The sequence below is a fragment of the Micromonospora pisi genome (genome assembly GCF_003633685.1).
GTDB classification, from domain to species: domain Bacteria; phylum Actinomycetota; class Actinomycetes; order Mycobacteriales; family Micromonosporaceae; genus Micromonospora_G; species Micromonospora_G pisi.
Genome location: NZ_RBKT01000001.1, coordinates 6,317,422 through 6,343,620, shown reverse-complemented (window position 1 = coordinate 6,343,620; position 26,199 = coordinate 6,317,422). Strand labels below are relative to the sequence as shown.

Genomic DNA, 26,199 nt, shown 5'->3' with positions numbered 1-26,199 from the left:
TCGGTGTTTCGGTGTTTCGGTCGTTTCGTCCGGCACCGGACGGTGGGTGGTGCTCGTCGAGGCTATTGAGGCCGGCCCGCCGGGGACATCGGTCTTCCGTCAGACCGGCACCCCTTACCTTCGTCAGGGGTGCCGGCCAGCCGTGACTTGTAGGGTGGGCGGAGTGCGATACCGGCGAGCCGACCTGGCCTGGGCCTCGCTGCTGGCGGCGTCGGCCGGGCTGTCCATGTCGGAGGCGCTGGCCGCTGGCGGCGGTTGGCTGCCGCTGGTGATGATCATGCTGGCCTACCCGGCCGGCCGGCGGATGGCCTCGCTCGCGCTCGCGCTGTGGGTGTTCACCGCTGTGGCGTTCATCGGCCTCGCGCTCGCGTTCTGGCGCTCACCCGAGCCCAGCTCGACCTGGCTCACGCTGGTGATGGGCGCGTTCGTCACCTCGGTGCTGCCTTGGTGGGTCGGCCGGTACCGGCGACTGCGCGCGGAGCAGCGCGAGCGGGACCACGGCATCGTTGCCGAGCAGGCCCGGCTGCGCGAGCGGGCCCGGATCGCGCAGGACATGCACGACTCGCTCGGGCATGAACTGGCCCTGATCGCGCTGCACGGTGGTGCGCTGGAGCTGGCGGCGGACCTCACCGACGCGCAGCGCCGGGCCGCCGGCGAGCTGCGGGCCGGCGCGGTCCGGGCGACGGACCGGCTGCACGACATCGTCCAGGTGCTCGGTAGCACGGACGCCGCCGCCCTGCAGCCGGCGGACGAGAGCATCGACGACCTGGTCCGGCGGGCCGCCGGGGCCGGACTGCGGGTGCGGCTCCAGCACGACGAGCCGGTCCCCGGGTGGTCGCCGATGACCAGGCTCGCGGCCCACCGGGTGGTCCAGGAGTCGCTGACCAACGCGGCCCGGTACGCACCCGACGCCACGGTGACCGTCACGCTCGCCCGGCACGGCGCCGGCACCCTCGTCGAGGTCGCGAACGAGGCACCGGCGCAGCCGGCCGGCGGTAGCGGCACCGGGCAGGGACTGATCGGGCTGGACGAGCGGGTCCGGCTGGTCGGTGGCCGACTGGACGCCGGCCCACGACCCGGCGGCGGCTGGTCGGTGAGCGCGGTGCTACCCGATGACGCCGGGCCACGGGCCGACGACGGTGGCCAGTCCGGCTTCGCACTGCGAGTCAGCAACCGGCTGACCCGGCGCCGGCAGCTGCAGACCGCCGCGCTGCCGCTGGGCGTCGGGCTCGCGCTGGTCGCGGGGCTTGCCGTCGTACAGCTGCTCACCGTGATGCGGACCGGACTTCCGGACGATCAGTACGACCAGCTGCGGCTCGGCCGCCCCCGGGCGGAGATCGAGCCGCTGCTGCCGCCGCGCGAGTTCGGCGAGGCACCGCGAGTGATCGCCGAGCCGCCGACCGGCGCGAGCTGCGTCTACTACCAGGCCGGAACCGGTCTGGTAACAAACGTGGACCACCTCTACCGGCTCTGCTTCGCCGACGGCGTGCTGGTATCGAAGGACCGCCTGGAGCGGGCGTAGCCCGATGACCCCGATCCGGGTGCTGCTCGCGAATCGCGACCCGGCCCACCGAGGTTCAGCTACGAAACTCAGAAAGATTCGCGCAGCGATGTCGAGAACCCGTGGCTGGTTCCGTCCCCGCAACGAACGCGACCAGAATGGGTCGTACCAGCGCCGAGGAGAAACACGATGGCCAAGTATTTGCTGCTCAAGCACTACCGCGGCGCCCCGGCTCCGGCCAACGACGTACCCATGGAGCAGTGGACGCCGGAGGAGATCTCGGCCCACGTGCAGTACATGCGCGACTTCGCGGCCCGACTCGAGGGGACCGGCGAGTTCGTCGACAATCAGGCGCTCGCCCCCGAGGGGATGTTCGTCCGGTACGACGGCGAGGGTCGCCCGCCGGCCACCGACGGCCCATTCGTGGAGACCAAGGACCTCATCGCCGGCTGGATGGTGATCGACGTCGACAGCTACGAGCGCGCCATCGAGCTGGCCGGGGAGCTGTCGGCCGCCCCCGGGGCGGGCGGGAAGCCGATCCACGAGTGGCTCGAGCTGCGCCCGTTCCTGGGCGAGGCATGCACAATCACGGAATGACCTCTCACTTGGACGGGGTTCTGCTACGGAGCCTCACGCCGGGTGTGCTCGGGATCCTCGTCCGCCGCGGAGCCGACTTCGCGGCGGCCGAGGACGCCGTGCAGGACGCGCTGGTCGAGGCGGTCCGCGTCTGGCCGGCCGACCCGCCTCGGGACCCGAAGGGCTGGCTGGTCACCGTGGCCTGGCGGCGGTTCCTCGACGCGACCCGGGCGGACGCCGCCCGCCGCCGGCGTGAGGATCTCCTCGACGAGGAGCCGACGCCCGGGCCCGCGCCCATGGTGGACGACACGCTCCAGCTCTATTTCCTGTGCGCCCACCCGTCGCTGACGCCGTCGTCCGCGGTCGCGCTCACGCTGCGCGCTGTCGGTGGGCTGACCACCCGCCAGATCGCACAGGCGTACCTGGTGCCCGAGGCGACCATGGCGCAGCGCATCAGCCGGGCCAAGCGCACCGTCTCCGGTGTGCGGTTCAACCAGCCCGGCGACGTCGCCACCGTGCTACGCGTCCTCTACCTGGTCTACAACGAGGGCTACTCGGGCGACGTCGACCTCGCCGCCGAGGCCATCCGGCTCACCCGGCAGCTCGCGGCCGCGATCGACCACCCCGAGGTGGCGGGACTGCTCGCCCTCATGCTGCTCCACCACGCCCGGCGCGCCGCCCGGACCGCGCCTGACGGCAGCCTGGTGCCGCTCGCCGAGCAGGACCGCGGTCGGTGGGACACCGAGTCGATCGCCGAGGGCGTCGGGATCCTGCAGGCGGCCCTCGCCCGCGACCGGCTGGGCGAGTTCCAGGCCCAGGCCGCCATAGCCGCACTCCACGCCGACGCGCCCACCGCCGAGGAGACTGACTGGGTACAGGTCGTCGAGTGGTACGACGAGCTCGCGCGCCTGACCGACAACCCCGTCGTACGGCTCAACCGCGCGGTGGCCGTCGGCGAGGCCGACGGACCGCGCGCCGGCCTGGCAGCACTCGTGGCGCTGGACGACTCACTGCCCCGCCACACCGCGGTCGCGGCGCACCTCCACGAGCGCGACGGCGACCTGACGACGGCGGCACGGCTGTACGCCGAGGCGGCCCGGAGGGCACCCAACCTCGCCGAGCGCGACCACCTGACACGCCAGGCCGCTCGGCTCAACGCCCGTGGGCATCGCTGACGGGTCGCGCTCGGATTTGTCCGCAGCACTTGGCGACCGCTCCGGCCCCGGGTTCGGAGCGGTCGCCTCAGAGTGAGCCGGCGGGGGTCACCGATATACAGGGAGATCCGACAGACCACTCAAGTAGTCCGCTGACGCCACTCCCGCACTATCACAATCTGATGAAAACAGGTCGTAATCCAACTGGCTGCGAGAACGGCTGCTCACTCGTATCGTGAGCTCAACCACGGTGGTCGCTCCCTGCACGCAGCGTCACCGAGGTGTACGGGTTGGAACTGGAGCCAAACTTGATCCGTTCCAGAACAGTGGGCTATGTTCATCACGTGACGTCGGACTTCGAGACGCAGCTACGGGCGGTCTCGTTGCGCGTGACCCGGCCACGGTTGGCGGTGCTCACCGCACTGCGCGACCACCCGCACGTCGACACCGACACGGTGATCGCGCTGGTACGGACGGAACATCCCACAGTCTCCCACCAGGCGGTATACGACGTGCTACGTGCGCTCACCGACGCCGGTCTGGTGCGGCGCATCCAACCTGCCGGTGCGACCGCGCGCTACGAGTCCCGGGTCGCGGACAACCACCACCATGTCGTCTGCCGCTCCTGTGGTGCGATCGCCGACGTCGACTGCGCCGTCGGCCACTCTCCCTGTCTCACCGCCTCGGACGACCACGGTTTCGTGGTCGACGAGGCGGAGGTCGTCTACTGGGGCACCTGCCCCGACTGCGCGACCGAACGCACGCCCCAGCGATTCGCCAGCTCGGAAGGAAGCAAATGAGCGACACCCAGAACAATGGTCCCTCCAGCGCACAGGGCGTGGACCAGAAGGAAGCGGCCGGCTGCCCGGTCGCGCACGACTCCGTTACCGCACACGGTAGTGAGAGCGAGAACCCGGCGATCGACTCGCCGACCCCGAAGACCGGCGGTCGTCCGCGTACCAACCGGGACTGGTGGCCCAACCAGCTCGACCTTTCCGTGTTGCACGCCAACTCGTCCAAGGGCAACCCGCTCGGGGAGAGCTTCAGCTACGCCAAGGAGTTCGAGAAGCTCGACGTCGACGCCCTCAAGCAGGACATCGTCGAGGTTCTCACCACCTCGCAGGACTGGTGGCCGGCCGACTTCGGCCACTACGGCGGCTTGATGATCCGGATGAGCTGGCACGCCGCCGGCACCTACCGCATCCAGGACGGTCGCGGCGGGGCCGGCGACGGCGGTCAGCGTTTCGCTCCGCTCAACAGCTGGCCCGACAACGCCAACCTCGACAAGGCCCGCCGGCTGCTGTGGCCGGTCAAGCAGAAGTACGGCCAGAAGATCTCGTGGGCCGACCTGCTCGTGCTCGCCGGCAACGTCGCCCTTGAGTCGATGGGGTTCAAGACCTTCGGCTTCGGCTTCGGCCGCGAGGACGTATGGGAGCCCGAGGAGATCTTCTGGGGCCCGGAGGACACCTGGCTCGGCGACGAGCGCTACGTCTCCGACACGGAGATGGCGCAGGGCGTCGGCGCGACCGAGATGGGACTCATCTACGTCAACCCCGAGGGTCCTCGCGGCAGTGCGGACTTCCGGGCGGCGGCACACTTCATCCGCGAGACCTTCGGCCGGATGGCGATGAACGACGAGGAGACCGTCGCCCTCATCGCCGGCGGCCACACCTTCGGCAAGACCCACGGTGCCGGCGTCGCCGACCGCCACGTGGGCGCGGAGCCCGAGGGGGCCCCGCTGGAGGCGCAGGGCCTCGGTTGGCTGAGCACCCACGGCAGCGGCAAGGGCCGTGACACGATCACCAGCGGCCTCGAGGTGACCTGGACCGACCGGCCGACGCAGTGGAGCAACCGTTTCTTCGAGATCCTCTTCGGCTACGAGTGGGAGCTCACCACGAGCCCCGGCGGCGCCAAGCAGTGGGTCGCCAAGGACGCCGAGGCGATCATCCCGGACGCCTACGACCCGTCGAAGAAGTACAAGCCGACGATGCTCACGACCGACCTGTCGCTGCGCTTCGACCCGGCGTACGAGAAGATCTCGCGCCGCTTCCTCGAGAACCCCGACGAGTTCGCGTTGGCCTTTGCCAAGGCCTGGTACAAGCTGCTGCACCGCGACATGGGTCCGGTCAGCCGCTTCCTGGGACCGTGGGTCGCCGAGCCCCAGCTGTGGCAGGACCCGGTGCCGGCCGTCAACGACGCACTCGTGGGTGACGCCGATGTTGCCGCCCTCAAGGCGAAGGTCCTGGAGTCCGGCCTCACCACCGCCCAACTGGTCTCCACCGCCTGGGCCTCCGCCGCGAGCTACCGCTCCACCGACAAGCGCGGCGGCGCCAACGGCGCTCGGCTCCGTCTCGAGCCCCAGCGCAGCTGGGAGGTCAACCAGCCCGAGCAGCTCGCGAAGGTCCTGGACACCCTCGAGGGCATCCAGCGGGAGTTCAACGCGGCCGGCGGCGCGAAGATTTCGCTCGCCGACCTGATCGTGCTGGCCGGCTCGGCCGCGGTCGAGAAGGCGGCACGCGAAGCCGGCTTCGAGGTGACCGTGCCGTTCCACCCGGGCCGCACCGACGCCACGCAGGAGCAGACCGACGTCGAGTCCTTCCGGGTCCTCGAGCCGCGCGCCGACGCGTTCCGCAACTACCTGCGTCCCGGCGAGAAGACCCAGCCGGAAGTACTGCTCATCGACCGTGCCTACATGCTCAACCTGACCGCTCCCGAGATGACCGTCCTCATCGGCGGCCTGCGCTCCCTCGGGGCCAACACGGGTGGCACCCGGCACGGCGTCCTCACGGACCAGCCCGGCGTGCTCACCAACGACTTCTTCGCCAACCTGCTCTCCCCGGGCACCCGGTGGAAGTCGTCGGAGTCCGACGAGCACGTGTACGAGATCCGCGACCTGGCCACCGATGAGGTGAAGTGGACCGCCACCGCGGTCGACCTCATCTTCGGCTCCAACTCCCAGCTGCGCGCCCTGGCGGAGGTCTACGCCAGCCAGGACGCCCGCGACAAGTTCGTGGCTGACTTCGTCGCAGCGTGGACGAAGGTCATGGAACTCGACCGGTTCGACCTCGTCTGACAGTCGCCAACCGACGAGCCCCGGTCAATCCGTCAGCGATTGACCGGGGCTCGTCGGCAATTGGGCGCGTCGCCACGCATGCCGGCGGTGATCGCGGTGGCCAGAGCGTCGGTCACTCCGCGAGGGTGAACCGTGCGGGCCGCCACTGTCAGCGGTCGCGTGGGGCCACCAGGCCGGACTCGTAGGCGAGGACCACGAGTTGAGCCCGGTCACGGGCGTGCAGCTTGGCCATGGCCCGGTTGATGTGGGTTTTGGCGGTCAGCGGGCTGATCACCATACGTTCGGCGATCTGGTCGTTGGACAAGCCCCGCGCGAGGAGGGCAACCGTCTCGCGTTCGCGGTTCGTGAGCCCTTGCAGCCTTCTGTTGGCGGCTGTGTGGAGCGGCTCGGTGACGTACCGGTTGATCAGCTTGCGGGTGATCGAGGGTGCGAGCAGGGCGTCGCCGCGCGCGGCGACGCGGATGGCGTGCAGAAGGTCCTCTGGCACAATGTCCTTGACCAGGAACCCGGCGGCGCCGGCGCGCAGCGCGTGGAAGACGTGTTCGTCGAGTCCGTAGTTGGTCAGGATGACGACGTGCACCTCGGACAGGGTCGGGTCCGCGGCGATACGCCGGGTCGCCTCGATGCCGTCCATGACCGGCATCTGGATGTCGATGAGCACGATGTCCGGCAGGTGTTCCTTGGCGAGCGCCAGGCCGTCCTCTCCGTCGGCGGCTTCGGCTACCACCTCGATGTCGTCTTCGACGTCGAGGAGCGCGCGGAAGCCACTGCGAAGGAGCGGCTGGTCGTCGACCAGCAGGACGCGGATCATGACGTTCGGCCCACCGGAAGTTCGGCGTGGACGCTGAACCCACCCTCGCCACGCGGTTCCGCACGCAGGTGACCGCCGAGGGAGGTGACTCGTTCGCGCATCCCGATCAGCCCGACACCGGGCACCGGGACGCTGTCCGGCGTGGCCCTGCCATCGTCGTCGACCTGGATCGCGAGGGCGTCCGGACGGTAGTCGATCCGGACCGATGCCGTAGCGGCAGCGGCGTGACGGGCGATGTTGGTGAGGGACTCCTGGACGATCCGGTAGGCGGTCCGGTCCACCGCGGCCGGCACCTCGTGTCGTTGCCCCGCGATCGTCAACGTCGCGTCCAGGCCGGTCGCACGGGCCCGTTCCACCAGTTCCGGGAGATGGTCGAGCCCGTGCGGCGGGGTCCTGCCATCGTCGCGCAGCGTCTCCAGCGTTGCTCGCAGTTCCCGGGTCGCCTCACGACCGGCCTCCCGGATCGCCAGCAGAGCCTCCGGCACCTGTTCACCGCGCCTGTGGGCCAGGTGGACGGCTACTTCGGCCTGCACCTTGATGATCGAGATCTGGTGTGTGAGCGAATCGTGCAGCTCCCGCGCGATGCGCAGCCGCTCCTCGTCGGCGCGGCGCAGCGCGGTCTCCTCCCGGGTGCGTTCGGCTTCGTCCGCCCGCCGCTCGGCCTGCCGCAGCGCTTCACCCGCGGCACCGGCGGCGACCAGCCAAGCCAACTCGAGGGCGCCCCGGCCCCGGGCGAACGCCTCGCCCACGGACATGTCCTGTGGCAGGGCGAGGGCCGCGAGCGGAAGAGCGGCCAGCATCATCACAGCCGCCACGACGGTGATGACGCGGTGGCCCGCCCGCACGGCGGCGTACACCGCGAACAGGAACGCGACGGCGGGCACGTCGAAACCGACCGCCTGATAGCCCACCGCGCACAGCCCGGTGACGGCCAGGACGGCAACCGGAGCCCGGCGGCGCGCGGCCAGCGCCAGGCCGCCAGCCAGCAGCAGCGCGTAGCCGAGTAGGTCAATATCCGTGGCGGAGTGATTTTCGGACAGCCCGGCGATCAACAGCACCGCCGCCACGCAAACGGCCATCGCCCAATCTCTGACACCGGCCCGAACACCGAACCGCCCTGTGCTCATGCGCGCACCTTAGCCGGATGCTGCTGCGAGCGAATCCTGCTCGCGGACGAGCGGCCGCCTACCGCGAACGCAGTACCTTCGCGGCGCCTGCGGCGTCTACAGCAGCCGGGTGACGCCGTCGGCGGCAGCCCGAATTGCCTCCGTCTGCTGGACGACCGGGGGCGCGCACTGCGACACGATCAGACGACATCCATGCCGCTGAAACGAGATGCACGAAAGAGGAGAGGGACATGAGTCTTTCGTCAACCCTGAGGTCACTCCGACTGGTGCTTGCCGCCACGCCCGCCCTCCTCGGGGGGCTCGGACTCGCCGCACCGGCGGCCGCGCACGTCTCGGCCCAACCGGCTGCCGCCAGTGTTTACACCATGAGCGCCGGGCGACTCGGGGCGACCGTGGCCGCCGTGCTGGGGCTGACCGGCGTAATCATCGGAGGGCTGGCACTGGCCCGCCCCACCACTCGTGTCGGCACCGGCAACGGGCGAGGCAGGGCCTACGCGGCCCTGGCAGCAGGGCTGATCGGCATGGCCCTCGGCGGGCTGGTTGTGGCCACCTCCGATAGCGGCATCGGCACCGGCAACGGGCGAGGCGGAGCCTACGTGGCCCTGCTGGTGGGCCTGATCGCCATGGTCCTCGGTGCGCTGGCCCTGGCCCGCTCCCGCCCTACCGGCTGACCCGGCTCAGCGACGGTCGGAGGCCACCCGGTCCAGCCATGTCTGGACCCTGGCCGCCAGGCGGGGCAGCTCCTGGTTCCCCATCCCGCTGGTGTACGCCTCGAGCGACGCCAGCGCCACCAGCGCGGCGGCCGGCTCCGCCCGGTGCAGGTCGTCCCGACAGGCGTCCAAGGTGTAGTCGACCGGCCAGTAGGTGGTCAGGGCCGTGTGGTAGCGGCGCAGCAGCTCATCCTCCGAGGCCTGTCGGGCGGCCGGCGTCAGGGACGACATGAGCAGCAGCGCGACGTCGGAGAGAGGGTTGCCCCACATGGCGAACTGCCAGTCCAGCAGAAGCGCCTCGACTGACTGGCTGCCTCCCCCGCCAGGGCGGAACAGGATGTTGCCCGCCCAGGCGTCGCCGTGACACAGCGCCAGGCAGTGCGCCGAATGGGCGTCGGCGAGCACCGACTCGACGTCGATGTCGACGATCCGCCGTAGGCGGCGCAGCATCGGGTTCTCCGGCCACCGCTCCGCCGCCACCCGCGGCAGATCGTCCAGGCCCATCCGGACCGCCGCGATCAGCCCCGGCGATGAGGCAGCGTAGAGCCACCGGTACGGAGGTGGGGGCCGGTCCACCCCCTGTGCCGCGAGGATGGCGTGGGCGCGGGCCAGGCTTCGCATGGCGGCATCGGCTTGGGGGCTGGTCAGGCCAGCGGCCATCACGGGACCGACCGGGGCTGACGGGCCGAGATCCTCCAGCGCGAGGGCTCCCAGGCCGCCGGCACTCAACGTCGACCAGTGACAGGCGGGCGTGATCCCGGGTACCGGCGGTCGTAGCGACTGTAGGAGTCGATAGAGCTGCACCTCCCGCGCGACCAGGCCGGTGTCCAGCGCCAACCTCCCCCACTGGGTGCCGCCGTCCGGTGGCTCCTTGAAGACGAAGGACCGGCCGGCGCAGCTCACCCGGTACACGCCGCCCATGAGGCCACCCGACTGCGACACAGCACAAACGGTGATCGCCTCGCTGGCGCCGAGCGGCCAGCCGAGGCGCCGACGGATCCACTCGTGGTCGATGTCGGCCACGGTCAGGGTCGCGTTCACCAACTGCGCCGTGCCTCGGTGCGCCGTCCGGCCACCTGCCCGGACGGGGGCGGCAGGAACCCGGCCGCGGCGAACCGCTGAAGGTACGCGGGGACCAACTCCAGCAACGGCGGATGCCGCAGGAGGTGGGCCGACACGTTTCGGGTGTCCAGCCTCGACCGCCGGAACACCGGGTCGGACGACTCGGTGAACAGTGGCAGCAGCGGATAGAGGGCGTTGTCGTCCTCGTAACGCAGCTTCGCCAACTCCGCGTCCCACACGTGCAGGGGCAGCACATCGAGGCGGTATCCGGCGTCGCGAATCGCGTCGACGAACTCCCGGTAGGTGATGGGGTTCGGGTGGGTCAGGTGGTACGTCCGGGGGACGTCGTCGCGCGAGAGCGTGACGATCAGCTCCGAGACGACGTCGACCGGAACGAAGTCGACCGTCGCCTCCAGTTCCGGGCAGGCGCCCAACTGGATGACGCCCTTGATGAAGCGCGTGATGAAGTCGCCGAGCTGACCGCATCCTCCGGACAACGCACCCATGATCGGTCCTGGGCGGTAGATGGACGCGTGCAGGCCGGCGGCCCGGGCGTGCTCGACGAGTTTGTCGGCCACCCATTTGGTTTCGGCGTAGCCGCCTCCGTAGAGGCTCGCGGCGTGGGCCAGCGGCTCGTCCTCATAGATCGTGGCGTAACGGTGGTAGCCGTACGCGTCGAAGACGGCGTCGGACGAGACGTGGTGGAACGACTTGGCGTGCACGTGCGTCGCCAGGCGCAGCAGCTCCCGGGTACCGGCGACGTTGGCGGCGCGCAACCTGTCGTAGGGCAGCAGGGAGTTCACCTGTGCCCCGTTGTGGTAGATCGCCCCGATCTCCTCGGCGAGCCGTCGCCAGGTGCGATCGTCGATCCCGAGCCGCGGCCGGGCGAGGTCGGCCGGGACACCGACGACACGCTCGGTCGCTCCGGACTCCAGACACCCGTTCGCCGCCAGGTTGTCGAGGACCCGCTGGCGGGCGTGCTCGGCGTCGCGGGCGCGCACCAGGCAGTGGACCCGCGCCGAGGTGTTGCGCAGCAGGTCCCTGGCCAGGTAGGCGCCGAGGAATCCGGTCGCGCCGGTCAACAGCACGTCGGCGGACTCGGCCTGGTGCCCGGAGTACGGCACGGTGAATGTGGGACCGAGCCGGGCGTCGTCGGCCAGGCGACGCCCCGGTTGTGCGTCCGCCAGCCCGGCAGCGGTCGCCTCAGCGAAGAAGCTGGCGTTCCGGAGCGCGATCAGGCACTCCTTCGCCGTCTCCGAAACAAACCGGACGTCGTCGGGGGTGTGGCTCGTGGACAGGAAGCAGACCCGGGTCTCGAGGACGTAGACCCCCTTGAGCGCGAGCAGACGGAAGAACAGGTCGATGGCGATCGGGAACCGCTGCAGGCTGTACTCGCCCTCGCCGATGAAGCGGAACAGGGACGAGAAGTGCACGATCCGCAGCGGGAAGCCCTGCTGACGGCAGAAGGCGTTGAAGTCGTCCGCCAGCCAGGCAACGCTGTCGGCGAGCCGGTGCTGCAGCTCGGGCCCTTCCGCCTTGACCCTGGTCAGAACGGAGTGGGCGGCGGCCATCGACAGCGGGTTCTTGTTGAAGGTGCCGCCGAAGAAGGTGGTGGGTACCGTCGGCGCGGAGTCGTCGCCGTACTGCCACGATCCGCCGTCGACGGTGTCCATGAACTCGGCCCGGCCGGTGATGGCCCCGATCGGCAGGCCACCCCCGAGGATCTTGCCGTAGGTGACGATGTCGGCGTCCACTCCCGACCACACCTGCGCTCCGCCCGGGTGGACCCGGAACCCGGTGATCACCTCGTCGAAGACCAGGGCCGTGCCCGAAGCCCGGGTCACCTCCCGCAGCTCCCGGAGGAAGTTCACCGGCTGCAGGTCCGGACGCCGGCTCTGCACGGGTTCGACCAGCACCGCGGCGAGTTCAGGACCGAGCTCGCGGATCATCTCCAGGCTCTCCTCGGTCCCGTACTCCAACACCACCACGTCGTCCATCGCGCCGGCGCCGATGCCTCGCGCCATCGGGACCGCGCTGCGCGTGCCCGCGGGCAGGGCCAGCGTGTTGTCGGACCAGCCGTGATAGGAGCCTTCGAACATCACAAAACGGGTACGCCCCGTCGCCGCGCGCGCGAACCGCAGTGCGGCCATCACCGCCTCCGTCCCCGAGTTGCAGAACGCCGCTCGGGACATGCCGGTCAGCTCACAGAGCAGTCCCGCCACCGACCCGGCGGAGACGGCCTGCGGACCGATGTGCAGGCCCTTGTCCAGCTGGTCCCGGAGTGCGTCCAGCACGAAGGAGGGCGAGTGGCCGAACAGGTGAACCCCGTAGCCCATCGAGATGTCGACGTACTCGTTGCCGTCGACGTCCCAGAACCGGGCGCCGGCCGACCTCTCCACGACGATCGGGTAGGAGACCTCCTTGAGTAGCGCCTGAAACGGTGGCATCCGGCAGTTGGCCAGCACCGGTCTGTCCTGCTCGGCGGCGGCCTTCGATCCGCTGGTACGCGTCGCGTACGCCGCAACGAACTCAGCCACGAACCGGGCCTGCCGGTCGGTCAGCTGCTCGGTCGGCTGCTGTCCCCGCTGCGGCGCGCTGGGCCTTGACCCGAACTGCGGCTCCGGCCGCGACGCCGGCACCCCCGATGCGGCGTCGGCCGGCGTAGCGGGCGTCGGTGCGGCGGCCCGTGCCGGGTCGATCTCGCGCGGCCCGGGCTGCGCCGATGCCGGTGCGGCCGGCCGCCGGGTCAGCTGGGAGGAGACCAGGTCGACCAGCTCCTGCAGGCTGTTCGCCTCCTCGGTCAATTGCTGGAAGGAGATCACCACCCCGAAGCGGTCCCGGACGAGATGGCTCACCCGCATGTAGACCAGCGAGTCGACCCCGAGATTGTCGAAGAACGCCGTCGCGGGCAGCGCCGTCGGCGCCATGCCGAGCAGGTCGGCGACGTGCGCCCGCAGCGTGTCGAACAGCCCGTCCGGCGGATCGGCGGCCACCTCCCGCGCCAGGTCGGCGCGGTCGGGCGTCTGGTCGACGGTCCGTTGAGAGGGCACCAGGGGGGTCCTTTCCTCACCTATCCAGATCCGCTCACGCTTGAACGGGTACGTCGGCAGCGCGATCCGGCGCGGGACGTCGCCGACGTAGAGGCGATGCCAGTCGACCCGGTGCCCGTCGCACCACAACCTGGCGAGGCCGTGCAGGTCGCCGTCAGCGATCAGCCGCCGGACGGTGTCGGCCGGCTGGGTGCCGTTGGTCCGACCCGCCTCGCCGGACACGGTGTCCGCGTCTGAGGGGGTGCCGCGGAGGAAGCCCTCCAGCCGGGCCCGCAGCGCCGCGGTGTCCGCCGCGACCACGACCAACCGGCAGCGATGAGCCTTGCGTCCGACCTGCAGGGTGTAGGCGACCTCCGCCGCGTCGTGCGGCGCGGCCAGCACGTCGACGAACGCCCGGACGGTGGCGACCAGGTCGGCCCGGTCGCGGGCAGAGAACGGGAAGACGAGCGGCCCGCTCGGAACGGCCGGTCGCCCGGCCGACGACGGAAACGCCTCCAGCAGTACGTGCGCGTTGGTTCCGCTCATTCCGAACGAGCTGACGCCGGCGATCCGGGGCGCCCCCGTCGGCCAGTCCATCGCGGTTCTCGGGACCGTCACCGGCAGGCTCGCCCAGTCCACCTTGTCGGTCGGCGTCGCACAGTGGATCTGCGGCGGGATCACGCCGTGGCGCAGCGCGAGCACCACCTTGATGACGCCGGCCAGGCCGGCCGCCTCCTCGAGGTGGCCGATGTTCGCCTTGACCGAACCGACCAGCAGAGGCTGCCGGCGCTGAGCGAACACCTCGCCCAACGCGCGCAGCTCGATCGGGTCGCCGAGCGGGGTGCCCGTCCCGTGTGCTTCGAGGTAGGTCACGTCCGCCGGGTCCAGCCCGCCGTCGGCCAACGCCCGATTGACCAGACGTGTCTGGGCCGGACCGCTCGGCACCGTGAGACCGGAACTCGGTCCGTCGTGGTTGACCGCGGTGCCGCGCACCACAGCCAGGACAGGGTCGCCGTCCGCCACCGCCCGGTCCAGGGACTTGAGGATCACCGCGGCACAGCCTTCGCCACGGCCGAAGCCGTCCGCGTCCGCGGCGAACGCCTTCGACCGGCCGTCGGGAGCCAGCGCCTGCAGCCGGCACAGCTGGATCGTCTCCTGGGGTCCGAGCATGAGCTTGGCGCCCGCGACGATGGCCATGCCGCACTCGCCCTGGCGGATCGCCCGCACCGCCGAGTGCATCGCCACCAGTGAGGAGGAACAGGCGGTGGCGATCACCATGCTCGGTCCGTGCAGGCCCAGCTTGTACGACAGGCGCCCCGCCGTGAAGCTCAACGTCGTGCCGGTCGCGACGTACGGGTCGGAGTCGAGGTGGGACGCCGCATGCTGGAGGTAGTCGTTGGTGAACTCGTCACAGCCGAGGTATACGGCGGTGTCGCTGCCACGCAGCGAGCCCGGGTCGATCCCGGCCGCCTCGACCGCGCTCCAGGCCGCCTCGAGGAGCAGCCGGTGGCGCGGGTCCATGCTCGCCGCCTCACGCGGCGAGATACCGAAGAACGCGGGGTCGAAGGCCGCCGGGTCGTCGATGAAGGCCGCCCGTCGGACGTACATCGTCCCCGGTGTCTCGGGGGAGGCGTCGTAGACCTGATCGACGTCCCAGCGCTCGGCGGGGATCTCACGCACCGCGTCCCGCCCCTGGACCAGGAGGTCCCAGAACTCGTCGGGTGAGGCGGCGCCGGGGAAGCGGCAGGACATACCGATGAGCGCGACCGCGCCCGCCGGCCGCGCGACCTCCGCATGCGGTTCCGGCTCGGCTGCGGTCCTACCGGCGACGGCCGGTGTAACCGACTCGGCCCGGATCTCCTCGGCGAAGTACCGCGATTCGAGGTGCGTAACCAGGTCGTCCAGGCACGGGTGCTCGAATGCCAGGGTCGCCGGCAGGGCGACCCCGAGGTCCGTCTTCAGCCTGCTGGTCAGGTCCAGCGCTCCGAGGGAGTCCACACCCAGGTCGGTGAAGCCCCGGGTGGGGTCGATCTCGCCGGTGTCACCACCCAGGATCGCCCGGACGGCGGCGGTCACCGTGTTCCGCAGGGTCTCCCGGGACGCATCGGGCGGCACCTGGCGCAGCCGGGCGGCGAACGTCGCACCGGTCGGGGCCGTCGGGACCGTCGCGCGCACCAGGGCCCTGACCATCGACGGGGTACGCGGAGCGGAGGCGGCGAAGCGGTCCCAGTCCATAGACGCCACAGCGGCGTGCGTCGCGTCGTCGGCCATGAGGGAGGCCAGCGCGGCGATGGCGGCTCCAGGCAGGAGTGGGCTCTCGCCCTTGTCGCGCAGCCGTGCCCGGTGGGCCTCGGCGAGCCGGGCGGTCATGCCGGCGCCGGCCCAGCTCGCCCAACTCACGCTGAGCGCCGGAAGGCCGTGCTGCCGCCGGTACCGGGCCAGGGAGTCGAGAAAGGCGTTCGCGAAGGCGTAGCTGCCCTGGCCCTGGTAGCCGAGCACCGAGGCCAGGGAGGAGAACAGGACGAAGAAGTCGAGTTCCCGGTCCCGGGTGTGCTCGTGGAGCAGCCAGGCACCGTTCACCTTCGGCCGGAGCACGCGGGCCGCCTGCTCTGGGTCCTGGCGCAGCAGGATGGCGTCGTCCAGGACACCCGCGCAGTGGAATACGCCCCGCAGGTCGGGTCCGCACCCGGCAAGCACCTCGCGCATCCGCGGCCCGTCGCCGACGTCGGCGCGTACCATCTCGACCTGGATGCCGGTCGCGCGCAGCGCGGCCCAGGTGGCCTCCTCGCCGGGTGCCGGCTCACCGCGCCGGCTGAGCAGAACCAGCCTTCCGGGACCGTGGCGCGCGACGGCCACCGCGAGCCGCAGCCCGATTCCGCTGGTGCCACCGGTGATCAGGTACGTGCCGTCCGCGCGGATGGGCAGCACCGACCGGACCTGCGCCGGGTTCGCCGACGTGGCGGTGAGGCGTGCGGCGTGCACCTGGCCGCCGTGGACCGCCAACTCCTCCTCGCCGTCGAGGCCGTCCCGCTGTAGCAGGGCCGCGGCCAGTTCCAGGTCGTTGCCGGCGGACAGGGCAGGAACGGTCAACGCGACGCAGACGAGTTCCGGGTGCTCCGCGTTGACGGTCCTCGCCAGGGCCGCCAGACCGGAGTGCCCCAGCTCGGCCTCGGTCGTCGGCCCATCGGGGCGGCTCCGGCCGGTGACGAACCACAGGCTCCTCGTGGCTGTGGAACCCGCCGCCAGTTCCAGCAGGTTCCGGGCCCGGGTCAGCAGCCGTGCCTGGGCCTCGGGCACCGCGATGTCCGGGGAAAGGGCCGGCACGAACACCACGTGCAACTCGGCGGCGCCGGCGGCGAGCTCGGCGAACGCCCGGGACAGGCGTCGGTCGCCGTCGAGCGCGGACACCGTACCGGACATGTCGGCCCCGACCACCTCGACGCAGCGGTGGCCGTGCGCGCGGAGCTGGCCGGCGAGCGCGTTCGCGAGGTCGGATTCGTCGCCGACCACGAAGTAACGGCGCGCCGCCGGGGAGGCGGTGCCGACCGCTACCGGCTCCCAGACAACGTCGAGCCGGGACACCGTGTCGCCGACGTCGACGCCGGCCGGTGGCGCGGCGACGGCGACCGGCGCGAGCGCGACCGGTGCCGACCCGACCGACACGGGTCCGGACCCGTCCGGCGGCTGTGCCGGACGGGGCTTGATCCAGTGACGCCGGCGCTGGAAGGCGTACGTGGGCACTGGCACCCGGCGGCGCCGGAACGGCGCGTCAAAGCCGGACCAGTCCACCGGCACACCGGCGAGATAGAGCTGGCGGATGCTGGCGAGCGCCGCGTCCGGGTCGCGGGGAGTGAGGCTGGGCAGCCAATGGACGTCCGGTCCGGTCACCTGCCGCCGGGCCAGGTTGCTGAGCGTCGGCTTGGCACCGAGCTCAACGAAGACGCCGACACCGCGCTGGTCAGCGACCTGCATCGCGCGGTCGAACCGGACCGGATCGACGACGTGCCGGACCCAGTAGCCGGCGGATTCCAACTCGCCCGGGCCGACCGGTTCCCCGGTCACGTTCGAAACGATGTCGACGGTCGGCGCCGAGTAGCGGACCGACTCGGCCACCGTTCGGAAGGCGTCGAGCATCGGACGCATCAGCGGGGAGTGGAAGGCGTGCGAGACGTTGAGGGAGACCGTCCCGACCCCGGCGGCGGTCAGCTCCCGGCGGATCACCGCGAGGACGTCCAGCCGACCCGAGATCACCGTGGATTCCGGCGAGTTGACGGACGCGACCGTGACCGCCTCCTCGTGGCCCGTCAGATACGGCGCCACCGTCGCCCGGTCCGCGTCGACCTGAACCATGCCGCCCACCCCGGGCAGCTCTTGCATCAGCCGGCCCCGGGCCGCGACCAGCCTCAGTCCGTCCTCCAGGCTGAACACGCCGGCGACGCAGGCGGCGACGTACTCGCCAAGGCTGTGGCCGACCAGCAGGTCGGGTCGGACGCCCCAGGACACCCACAGCTCGTGCAGCGCGTAGCCGAGGGCGAACAGCGCCGGCTGCGCCGTTGCGGTGGAGTCGATGGAACCGTCCGGGTCGGAGCCGTACAGGACCTCGACCAGGGACCAGCCGGTGAGCGGCCGTAGCACCTCGTCGCAGCGGTCGATTGCCGCGCGGAACACCGGTTGGCTCTGATAGAGGGATCTGCCCATCCCGGCGTACTGGGAGCCCTGGCCCGTGAAGAGAAACGCCACCGTGGGCCGCCGGCCCCCGACGTGCGACGCCAGCGTGGCCAGATCCGGGGCGGCCAGCACGGCGGCCAACTGGGCGCGCGCGTCCGTCGCGTCCGAGGCCAGGACGGCGATGCGGGTGTCGAAGTGCCGCCGGCCGGTCGCGGCGGAGAAGCAGATGTCGGGAAATGCCGCGTCGTCCTGCCCGTTCAGGTGCTGGAGGTAGCGTTGCACGTTGCCGCGCAGCGCCTCGGTCGAACGGGCGGACAGCGGCAGGACGTGAGCCGACCGGCCGGGGTGGGACGGGGCGGGGGAAGGCGCGGGCGGTTCCTCGAGCACCACGTGACAGTTCGTGCCGCCCATGCCGAAGGAGCTGACACCGGCCCGGCGCGGCCGGCCCGGTGGGCTGGTCCACTCCCGCAGCCGGGTGTTGACGAAGAACGGGCTCTGCTCCAGTCGGGCGAGCGGATTCGGTGACCGGAAGTGCAGGCTCGGTGGGAGTTCGCGATGGTACAGACTCAGCGCCGTCTTGATGAGTCCGATCACCCCGGCCGCCTCATCGAGGTGACCGATGTTCGTCTTGACCGAGCCGATCGCGCAGTACGTGTCGCCGCGGCTCGCGCTGCGGGCGAACGCCTCCGTCAGACCGGCGATCTCGACCGGGTCGCCGAGCTTCGTGCCGGTACCGTGCGCCTCCACGTAGGAGATCTCGTCGGCGCGGATACCTGCGCTGGCGTGGGCGCGGGCGACGACGTCCGCCTGGGACTCCACGCTCGGTCCCGAGTAGTCCATCTTGAGCGCGCCGTCGTTGTTGACCGCCGAGCCCTTGATGACGGCGTAGACGTGGTCCCCGTCGGCGAGCGCCGCGGAGAGGCGTTTGAGCACCACCACCCCCAGCCCGTTGCCGAACACGGTGCCGCCGGCGTCGGCGTCGAAGGCCCGGCAGTGGCCGTCGGGGGCGAGCATCATGCCGTCCTGCCACAGGTAGCCCGTGTTCTGCGGGATGATGACGGAGACACCGCCGGCGATGGCGACGTCGCACTCCCCGTTCAACAACGCCTGACCGGCCATGTGCACCGCGACCAGCGACGTGGAGCAGGTCGACTGCACGTTGACGCTCGGGCCGCGCAGGTTGAGCTTGAACGACACCCGGGTGGGCAGGTGGTCGCGGGCGTTGCCCTGCTCGATACGCAGCTCGGTCGCCTGGTCGAAGTGGCGGTGGCTGAGGAACGTCCGGGAGCCGAGCGTGGCCGGCAGGACGTTGTTGATCAGGTAGGTGTTCATGCTGGCGCCCGCGAACACGCCGGCCCGGCTGGCCGCTGGGTCGATCCCGGCGTCTTCGACGGCCGCCCAGGCGTATTCCAGGAAGAGCCGCTGTTGCGGGTCGATGACCGCCGCCTCGGCCGGGCTGTAGCCGAAGAAGTCGGCGTCGAACAGGTCGACATCGGGGATCATGGCCGCCGCCGGGACAAAGCGCGGGTCTCGAGTCTGGTCCGGTTGGAGGGCGAAGACCTCCCCGGGCGACAGGGTGGTGACGGACTCCACCCCGTCGCGCAGGTTCGTCCAGAACTGCTCGACGGTGTCGGCGCCGGGTACCCGACAGGCCATGCCGATGATGGCGAGGTCCCGATCAGTGGCATGGGAGGGGGCGACCGGGGGCGACTCGGCGGTGGTCTCACGGCCGGCGGAAGCGGTATCGAGGAAACCGGCCAGCGCGGCCACGGTCGGGTACCTGAAGAGGGCGTCCACCGGCAGCGGTCGGCCGAATTCCTCGGCAAGCCGCTGGTGCGCCCGAACCAGCAGGACGGAGTCTCCGCCGAGTTCGAAGAAGGTCCTTTGTAAGTCGACCGTGGGCAGTTCCAGCAGTTCGGCCCAGATCTGGGAGATCGTCCGCTCGAGCCGGGCGGCCTCGGGAGCCGCGCTGCGGGTCTCGGTACGCGGGTCCGGGAGCCCTCGTACGTCGACCTTGCCACTGGGCGTGAGCGGCAGCGCGTCGAGTACGACGACGGCCGTCGGCACCATGTAGTCGGGGAGTTGGTCGGCCAGGCCCGCGCGCAGCCGATCCGGCAGACCGGACGGGTCGTGCCCCCGCTCCGGGACCACGTAGGCGGTCAGCCGGGCGCTTCCCTGGCTGAAGACCTTGGCGGCGACCACGCACTCGGCAACCGCTGGATGACCGGCCAGGACAGCTTCGACCTCGCTCGGCTCCACCCGGAAGCCCCGGATCTTGACCTGGTTGTCAGCTCTGCCGAGGCACTCGATCGTGCCGTCGGGCAGGTACCGGCCGAGGTCGCCCATCCGGTACAGGCGGTCGCCCTGCACGCCGAAGGGGCTCGGCAGAAACCGTTCTCGCGTCAGGTCCGGTCGACCGTGGTAGTGACGGGCGAGAAGGTCGCCCTCGGCGTAGATTTCGCCCACCACCCCGACGGGCAGCAACTGTCGCGCCCCGTCGAGGATGTACAGGTTCATGTTGTGTACGTTCGCCCGTCCGATCGGAACCACCGACGGCCATCCGTCGGGGTCCCCGGACAGGGTGTGTGTCGCGACGTCGATGCACTCGGTCGAGCCGTAGTGGTTGCGGATTACGCAGCCGGTCCGGCGGGCGAAATCGCGGATCTCGGCGGTGATCCGGAGGACCTCGCCGCCGACGATCAGCTCCTTCAGAACGGTCGGCACGCCGCCCGTCTGCGCAGCCTGCGCGATCTGCTGCAAGGTGACGAAGGGCATGTACCACTTCTCGACGCGCTCCCGCCGGACGAACTCCAGCAGTGCCATCGGGTTGGCTCTGGTGCCCTCGTCGACCTGGACCAGCGTGGCACCCGTGCACAGTCCGGCGAGGATCTCGTGGAACGACACGTCGAAGCTGATCGGCGAGTAGAGCAGTGTGCGCGTGCCGACACCGGTCAACCAGGTGTCGGCGTGCCAGGCGACGAGGTTGGCCAGTGCCCCGTGCTCCACCACGGCACCCTTCGGCCGCCCCGTCGAACCGGAGGTGTAGATGCAGTAGGCGGCGGCGTCGGCCGCCGGGGCATCCTCCAGGTTTGTCGCCGCGTGCTCCGCGATAGCGGCCCGATCCTGGTCCGTGCGAACCTGGGCCCGGTCGCCGAACCGCTCAACCATGGCGGGGATCCGGGCCAGCAGCGCCTCCGTTGTCACCACGGTACGGACGCGCGCGTCCTCGAGCAGGAATCGGAGGCGGTCCTGCGGGTACGCGGCGTCCAGCGGCACCACGACGCAGCCGGCCTTCATGATGGCGACGACCGCGACCACCAGGTCCGCCGACCTGTCCATGCACAGGCCGACCATCTCCCCTTCCTCGGCGCCGAGCGCGGTCAGGTGCCGGGCAAGCTGGTTCGCGCGCCGGTTGAGCTCGGTGTAGCTGAGTCGCTGGCCGGCGAACTCGACGGCGGTGGCCGCCGGGGTACGGGTGACCTGCTCCTCGATGAGCCGGTGCACGGCGCACCTGCGATACGGCGTGCGGGCCACGTTCCAGTTGCTCGTGATCGCAGCCCGGTCGGCGGCCGACAGGAAGGCAAGCTCGGCGACCGGTGCGGCCGGATCCGTCAGCGCGGCCGACAGCAGTTGGACGAAGTGTGCCAGCACCTGGTCGATCAGCTCGGACCCGAAGAGCTCGGTGTCGAAGACCCAGTCCAGTGCCGGGCCGGAAGCCAGACGGCGAACGGTCAGGTGGACGTCGTAACCGACGTACGCTGGCGGCACGTCGAAGTCGTCCACGTCCAGGTCGCCAGGCCGGGAGAACTCGTGCGCCGGTGTGAGGTCCAGCTCGGACTCGAAGAGGAGCTGGAACATCGGCGCGGTGGCGGACCCACCGGACCGGCCACGCCCCAGTCGCTGGAACGGGTGGTCCTGGTTCGCCTCGGCCAGGGCCAGGCGACCCGCGGTGAGGCGCAGCACGTCCTCGAAGGAGGACTGTGTGGTCACCGCCAGCCGTATCGGTGCCAGATTGCCGACCGGCCCCAGCAGGGCCGAGGCGAAATCTCGTCGCCGGCCCCGTAGGACATAGCCGAAGGTCACCTCGGTGGTGGCGCCGTACCGGTACAGCAGCGCCGCGAAACCCGCTGCCAGTACCGTGGGCAGAGAACACCCCGTGCGCTCTGCGAGGCGCTCCGCCCGCGCGACGACGTCGGCCGGCAGCGGACGCCGGTGCAGTGCACCGCGACCGGCCGGAACCGGTGGCCGGGACCGAAAGATCGGCAACTCGGCCGCCTGCGGTTCGCCCCGCAGGACGTCCAGCCAGTACGCCTCCTGCCGGGCCAGCGAAGCGTCGTCGAGCGAGCCCTGCCATGCGACGTACTCCCGGTACTGGCCGGGGAGCTCGGCGGCCGCGCCCTCCCCGGGCGGGCCCTGGCAGAGGTCGAGTAGCTCACCGAGGATGAGGGTGAGCGTCTCGGCGTCGGCCACGGTGGGATGCGCGCACACTACGAGGACGTGCTGGTCTGCGCCGGTCCGGACCAGGAGCGTCCGCCACAGCGGCGCGGTGTCGAGGCGGAACGGCCGGGCGACGAAGGACATGGCAAGCTGCGTCGGCGGCTGGTTGTCCGCGGCGTCCGACAGAGATTGGTCGACGACGGTGAAGTCCGGTTCGGCTGCCGCGTGGACCACCTGAACGAGTCCGCCCGCGGAGTGGGAAACGCTGGTACGCAGGATCTCGTGCCGCGCCGTCAGCCGGTCGAGCGCGGCGCGCAGTCGTTCCACAGTGGGCGCGGCGGACAGTGTCCACGCGCGATGCACGGCCACGGTGGTGCCTCGGGTCAGCCGATCGACGACGTAGGCACGCTCCTGCTCGAAGGACGCCGGGATCTGCTCGTGGTCGCGCATCTGGCGTGCGGCCTTCTTTCACTCCGAAGTCGACTGTCAGCCGTGGAAAGGTATACCGCCGAAAGCCATGGCGTCGGCCCCGTTCGTTACGGCCGCCGCCGCTCGAGACCGGTGAATCTGCGGTCGCACCGGGCAGGCGTGGGCAGCTTCAGCGCGTCACGGTGGGGCTCCGGGCAGGCCCTTCCGCAGGTCCTCCCGCAGGTCCGTCAGCAGCGGCGCGGCGTCGGGGCGGAAGTAGAAGTGGTCGCCGGGGTAGATCCGGGCGACCACCTCGCCGCTCAGGTGGATGCGCCAGTTGTCCAACGTGTCCGGCGGCACGAGCGGATCCCAGCGACCGCCCAGGAGCGAGACCGGAACGTCCAGCGCCACCGTCGGCCGGAAGCACCAGGTCTCCGCGATGCGCAGGTCGGCCCGGACCACCGGAAGCATGAGGTCGATCAGCTCAGGGTGCGCGAGCACCTCGGCCGAGGTGCCGTTGAGCCGGTGCAGGGCCCGCACGAGCTGGTCGTCGGGGAGCGTGTACAGCGATCCCCGACGCAGGCACGTCGGCGGCAGGGCGGCCGAGATGAACAACCGGCGGGGCCGGGGCAGACCACGACGGACGAGCTCGTAGGTCAGCTGGAAGGCGAGCAGTCCGCCCATGCTGTGTCCGAAGACCGCGAACGGTCCAGCCCGCATCTGCTCCAGGTGCTCAGCGAGCAGCCACTCGACCAGGTCGGCCGCCGACGTGTACGGCGCTTCACGCATCCGCCGTCCCCGGCCCGGGAACTCAACGGCCACCGGCTGGAAGCGCGGACCCAACAACCCGCGCCAGCCCCCGTAGGTCGCCCCGGACCCGCCCGCGTGGGGCAGGCAGAACAGGGACAAGACTGCCGCCCGCTCCGGCCCATCGCGCCGCGCGTCGGCGGATTCCCACGGCAGGCTGCGGATGTCCACAGTGCATACAGGTATCAACCGCCGGGATGCCGGCACAAGACCGCGCCGTGCCGCTGTTGCATTCCACACAGTCACATCCGTCGACGCGGGAGTCCCGCGCCAGATCGATGCGGCTGAGGTCCGAACCCGTCCAGTCCGGCGCGCGAAGATCGGTGGGCGGCGGCTCCGGTCCACCTTCCGGCGAGCGGAGCCTGGAGATCCATGCCGGAACCTTCGGACCCGAGGCAGTTGACATCGGCGCGGCTGACGCTGGCGCACACCCGCCGCGGTGCCCCGGAGGGGTCCGACACGGTCGGGCGCCGACCTGCGGGCAGAAAAACAAGGCGTTCACCATGCGGTGGACGGCCTCGGGTACGTCGGGCGGGACCTCCTCGTGACCGCCCTCCGCCGCCGCCAGGCACCAAGATCGCGTCTCTCCTGGTGGGACGGTCGATATCGGACCCGAATTCGCTCCGTGACGCACCGTCCCGGCTACTCGAACGCCGGTGCCGGTGCCGCGCCCGGTGTCGCCGAGACGCTCGCGGCGGTCCGGCGGGGTGCCTGGACGACGCCCGGGCGACCGCGCCGTACGAGGGCCGTCCGCGCCGCCTTCGGCAGGTCGACGGGCACCCCAGGGTATAGTCATGCCGTGGCGTCCTCCCTCCCCGAAGCCGATGAGACCGACTCCATTGGCGAAGCTTGCGGCGTATTCGGTATCTGGGGGCCGGGTCTCCCCACGTCGCACTTGACCTACCTGGCGCTGTACGCACTGCAGCACCGCGGGCAGGAATCGGCGGGCATCGCCGTCACCGACGGTGTTCAGATGTGCGTGGACAAGGGCATGGGTCTCGTCCCGGCCATCTTCAACGAGCACCGCCTGGCGGCCCTGACCGGGCATGTGGCGATTGGACACACGCGCTATTCGACGACCGGATCCAGCACCTGGCGGAACGCCCAGCCGGTCTTCCGAGGCAGCCGGCTGACGCAGTTCGCGCTGGCGCACAACGGCAACCTCATCAACACGAGGGAGCTGCTCGAACTCACCAACATGACGGCGGAGGACGTGGGTAGTGACAGCGACGTGGTCGCCGAGCTTCTCGCGCGGGAGCTCGCGGCGCACGTCGCGACCGACTCCGACCCCCATGCCTTCGAGAAGGCGCTGCTGACGACCTTGCCCCAGTTGCGCGGCGCCTTCTCGTTCGTGATGCTCGCCGGCGACCGACTCATCGGGGTACGGGATCCGAACGGCTTCCGGCCGCTGTTCCTCGGTCGGCTCGACGACGGATGGGTCCTCGCCTCGGAGACCCCGGCCCTCGACGTCATCGGCGCAACAGTCGTCCGTGAGGTGGCGCCGGGCGAGGTGATTTTCATCGATGGCGACGGCGTCTACTCGGAGTGGCCCTTCGCGGACGAGCGAATCGACCCTCGCCTCTGCATTTTTGAGTTTGTCTACTTCGCGCGTCCTGACGGCGAACTGAGGGGCGAGAGCATCCAACTCGCCCGCCAGCGGATGGGCGAGCAGCTCGCCCGGGAGGCTCCGGCGGACGCCGACCTGGTGGTTCCCATTCCGGATTCCAGCATTCCGGGCGCCCAGGGGTACGCCCGGCAGTCGGGCATTCCTTACGGGGACGGATTCGTCAAGAACCGTTACATCGGGCGTACTTTCATCGCCCCCAGCCAGGAGTTGCGCGAGGCCGCCGTCCGGATCAAGCTGAACCCGATCAAGCGCGTGGTGGAAGGCAAACGGCTCGTCGTTATCGACGATTCCATCGTGCGTGCGACCACGCTCCGCGAGACGGTCCGGATGGTACGCAAGGCCGGTGCGGCCGAGGTGCACCTGCGGATCCTGTCCCCGCCGTACCGTTGGCCCTGCTTTTTCGGCATGGACACCGCTGACCGGTCGAAGCTGATTGCCGCAAATCTCTCGGTGGACGACATTCGCGAATACCTGGGCGCTGATTCTCTGTCGTACCTCAGCTTGGACGGGCTCCGCGGTTCCATGGCTCCGCCCCGCAAGGGTTTTTGCGATGCATGCCTTACCGGCAGGTATCCGATTGAGCTGCCCTCGGAACTCCTCGCCGCTACTGATCTGGGGGCCGACCCGTCAGGGCTGCCGACAAGTGGGGCGACCGCTATCCGGCGGTGATCTGGTTGTGGGACAACGCCTGGGCCCGGGTCCATCCCGTTGCTCGACTACGACCTGGAGATACCCGAGGTCATCTGCTCGACCAACGCGATCGGGTCCCTCAACGCCCGCTACCGGCGGGATGTGAAGGCGCGTGCCCACTGCCCCAACCAGGCGGGTCGCGTTGAAGTGTCTGTACCTGGTTCCTGGACCCCCAGCGGCGCAGCCAGGACCCGATGAACGATGCGCTGGAAATCCGCGTTGGATGCCTTCGTCATCACCTTCAGCGACCGCTTTCCGGCCTCTGAAACCTACCAACCATGACCGCCGGAAACACCGTCAGCGAGGCCGCTTCCACGGTACCGGCACCGCCGCTGGAGGCAGCCGCGCAACGGACCTGACATCGTGTACCAGCGCAGCCCAAATATTCGAGAAGACGACGTCGAGCGAGGTACGAGGTGTTGGGCGGTCCCACTGTGGCGTCGTTCCTGCCGCAGCCGGGATCCACTGATGTGTCAGGCTCACGCCTTCGCGTGCCGCGAGCGGGGCTCGACCTCGTCC

The 26,199-nt window shown here is 70.6% G+C and carries 13 protein-coding genes and 1 pseudogene; 8 read left to right on the top strand and 6 right to left on the bottom strand.

The features are described 5' to 3' along the window. Nucleotides 1–163 precede the first annotated feature (163 nt). The 5 genes from BDK92_RS27230 (at nt 164) to katG (ending at nt 6,304) form a co-directional block, all read left to right on the top strand. On the top strand, nt 164–1,522 hold the full coding sequence (locus BDK92_RS27230) for a sensor histidine kinase (RefSeq protein ID WP_170208695.1): 1,359 nt from the start codon (nt 164–166) through the stop codon (nt 1,520–1,522). Nucleotides 1,523–1,690: 168 nt separating this feature from the next. Then, nucleotides 1,691–2,098 (top strand): YciI family protein, encoded by a 408-nt coding sequence (locus BDK92_RS27225; RefSeq protein ID WP_121159254.1) that lies wholly within the window; start codon nt 1,691–1,693, stop codon nt 2,096–2,098. Nucleotides 2,099–2,106: 8 nt separating this feature from the next. Further along, nucleotides 2,107–3,252 (top strand): RNA polymerase sigma factor, encoded by a 1,146-nt coding sequence (locus BDK92_RS27220; RefSeq protein ID WP_211349671.1) that lies wholly within the window; start codon nt 2,107–2,109, stop codon nt 3,250–3,252. 323 nt (nt 3,253–3,575) lie between these two features. Further along, the gene (locus BDK92_RS27215) at nt 3,576–4,031 is read left to right on the top strand and encodes a Fur family transcriptional regulator (protein WP_121159252.1); all 456 of its coding nucleotides are present in this window, start codon (nt 3,576–3,578) and stop codon (nt 4,029–4,031) included. Then, nucleotides 4,028–6,304, top strand: coding sequence for a catalase/peroxidase HPI (gene katG / locus BDK92_RS27210; protein WP_121159251.1), 2,277 nt, complete (start codon nt 4,028–4,030; stop codon nt 6,302–6,304). Before BDK92_RS27215 ends, katG begins: the two co-directional genes overlap by 4 nt. 148 nt (nt 6,305–6,452) lie before the next feature. On the opposite strand, the gene BDK92_RS27205 is transcribed toward katG, so the two are convergent. Together BDK92_RS27205 and BDK92_RS27200 are read right to left on the bottom strand one after the other, a co-directional pair. Further along, nucleotides 6,453–7,115, bottom strand: coding sequence for a response regulator (locus tag BDK92_RS27205; RefSeq protein WP_121159250.1), 663 nt, complete (start codon nt 7,113–7,115; stop codon nt 6,453–6,455). Further along, nucleotides 7,112–8,242, bottom strand: coding sequence for a sensor histidine kinase (locus BDK92_RS27200; RefSeq protein WP_121159249.1), 1,131 nt, complete (start codon nt 8,240–8,242; stop codon nt 7,112–7,114). Before BDK92_RS27200 ends, BDK92_RS27205 begins: the two co-directional genes overlap by 4 nt. A 230-nt stretch (nt 8,243–8,472) precedes the next feature. Here BDK92_RS27200 and BDK92_RS27195 point away from each other — a divergent pair, with 230 nt between their 5' ends. Next, nucleotides 8,473–8,913 carry a DUF6223 family protein gene (locus BDK92_RS27195; RefSeq protein ID WP_121159248.1) on the top strand — a complete coding sequence of 147 codons (441 nt, stop codon included), beginning with the start codon at nt 8,473–8,475 and terminating at the stop codon, nt 8,911–8,913. 6 nt (nt 8,914–8,919) lie between these two features. Here BDK92_RS27195 and BDK92_RS27190 read toward each other — a convergent pair whose 3' ends face one another. The 4 genes from BDK92_RS27190 to BDK92_RS39760 form a co-directional block, all read right to left on the bottom strand. Beyond that, a complete protein-coding gene (locus tag BDK92_RS27190) occupies nt 8,920–9,993 on the bottom strand; it encodes an oxidoreductase family protein (RefSeq protein ID WP_121159247.1) in 1,074 nt (357 codons plus the stop codon). Then, complete coding sequence (locus BDK92_RS27185; RefSeq protein ID WP_121159246.1) at nt 9,990–22,598, bottom strand: non-ribosomal peptide synthetase/type I polyketide synthase; 12,609 nt, start codon at nt 22,596–22,598, stop codon at nt 9,990–9,992. The genes BDK92_RS27190 and BDK92_RS27185 overlap by 4 nt, the downstream gene beginning before the upstream one ends. A gap of 156 nt (nt 22,599–22,754) precedes the next feature. Further along, nucleotides 22,755–23,534: a thioesterase II family protein gene (locus BDK92_RS27180; protein WP_170208694.1), complete on the bottom strand. Its 780-nt coding sequence runs from the start codon at nt 23,532–23,534 to the stop codon at nt 22,755–22,757. Between the two features lie 471 nt (nt 23,535–24,005). Then, nucleotides 24,006–24,143 carry a hypothetical protein gene (locus BDK92_RS39760; protein ID WP_211349382.1) on the bottom strand — a complete coding sequence of 46 codons (138 nt, stop codon included), beginning with the start codon at nt 24,141–24,143 and terminating at the stop codon, nt 24,006–24,008. A gap of 19 nt (nt 24,144–24,162) precedes the next feature. Here BDK92_RS39760 and purF point away from each other — a divergent pair, with 19 nt between their 5' ends. Further along, nucleotides 24,163–25,659: an amidophosphoribosyltransferase gene (purF, locus tag BDK92_RS27175; RefSeq protein ID WP_246017267.1), complete on the top strand. Its 1,497-nt coding sequence runs from the start codon at nt 24,163–24,165 to the stop codon at nt 25,657–25,659. Further along, nucleotides 25,632–25,962: pseudogene (locus BDK92_RS41255) on the top strand (transposase); the annotation flags it as partial. The gene purF and the pseudogene BDK92_RS41255, both read left to right, overlap by 28 nt. Nucleotides 25,963–26,199: the final 237 nt, after the last annotated feature.